This is a genomic window from Streptomyces sp. NPDC005070 (assembly GCF_053600395.1).
In genome coordinates this window covers 1-1,185 of record NZ_JBSFZS010000559.1, presented here as the reverse complement: position 1 = coordinate 1,185, position 1,185 = coordinate 1, and the positions used below count along the sequence as shown (strand labels likewise).

Below are 1,185 nucleotides of genomic sequence, written 5' to 3'. Positions count from 1 at the left end.
GGTGCCACTCCGACTTCGGGATGCCGGGCCCCTCGTCCAGGACCTCCAGGGCCAGCAGCGCGCTCAGACGGCGGGCCAGGAGGGCGGGGGTGGCGTACGTGTAGAGGTCCGCGCCGGCGATGCGGACACCGAAGTGCCGGTCGATGGCCGCGACGAACTCGATGGTGAGCAGGGAGTCCAGCCCCAGGACCGGGAAGGGCTGTTCGGGGTCGACCCGGTCGGGGTCGGCGTGCACGACACCGGCCAGCACGGCGGTGAGCTCGGCAAGAACGTCTCCGTGGCCGTCGGAGGATGCCCTCGGCTCGCTGGTCATCAACTCGTCCCTTCGTGGATACCCCGGCCCTCGGACCGGGACGGGCATGCCCCCGCATACGGGGGAAGCGAAACTCCCGCGCGGCAGGGCGGGAGGTCCGCGCCGCCGCCGGCGGCGGCGAAGCGGCCGGACGGACGGCAACACCGGCCGCCTCCCCGCTCAAAGCGGGCCGGACGGATGGCGGCGCGTGTTCGCGTCGCCGCCGAAGCGGCCGGCTGACTGCCGACTGGCGGCCGCCGGGGGTGGTTACCGGCTGCCGGCGATCTGGGGTCCGGCTGCCGGGTGGTGTGCGGCGCGGGCCGGGGCGGGCGAGTCCGGCGGGCTCTCGGGTGCGGCCATCAGGATCGAGTGCTGGAGCCGGCGCAGTCGCGGGGAGGGTTCCAGGCCCAGGTCGCGGCTGAGGGTGGTGCGCAGGTGGGTGTAGGCGTTGAGTGCCTCGCCGCGCCGCCCCGAGCGGTGCAGCGCGATCATGAACTGGGCGTGCAGGTTCTCGTGGTTGCGGTAACGGCTGGTCAGGACCGTGAGTTCGGCGAGGACTTCGCGGTGCCGGCCGAGCCGCAGGTCCGCCTCGATGCGCTGGTCCAGGGCGCACAGCCGGCCCTCCTCCAGGCGCCTGGCCTCCATGGTGAGCTGGACGCCGGTCTGTACGTCCGCGAAGGCGGAGCCCGACCACAGGTCCAGGGCGGCGCCGAGACTGCGGGAGGCGCCCGCGAAGTCGCCGGCGTCCATGGCCCGGTAGCCCAGTCCCGCCAGGCGGTCGAACTCGCGGACGTCGCTGGTGCCGCCGCCGGCGGCGAGCAGATACCCGCCCGGCAGGGTGACCAGGACGTCCTTGGCGGTACGGCCCCCGGGCCCGGGGGCCGCCCCGGGCC

The 1,185-nt window shown here is 74.9% G+C and carries 2 protein-coding genes; both read right to left on the bottom strand.

The features are described 5' to 3' along the window. Positions 1-313, bottom strand: a 313-nt coding sequence (locus ACWEBX_RS41135; RefSeq protein WP_451889781.1) for an acyl carrier protein, incomplete at its 3' end; no start/stop codon positions are given. 246 nt (positions 314-559) lie between these two features. Then, a partial coding sequence (locus ACWEBX_RS41130; RefSeq protein WP_451889780.1) for an AfsR/SARP family transcriptional regulator occupies positions 560-1,185 on the bottom strand: 626 nt, incomplete at its 5' end.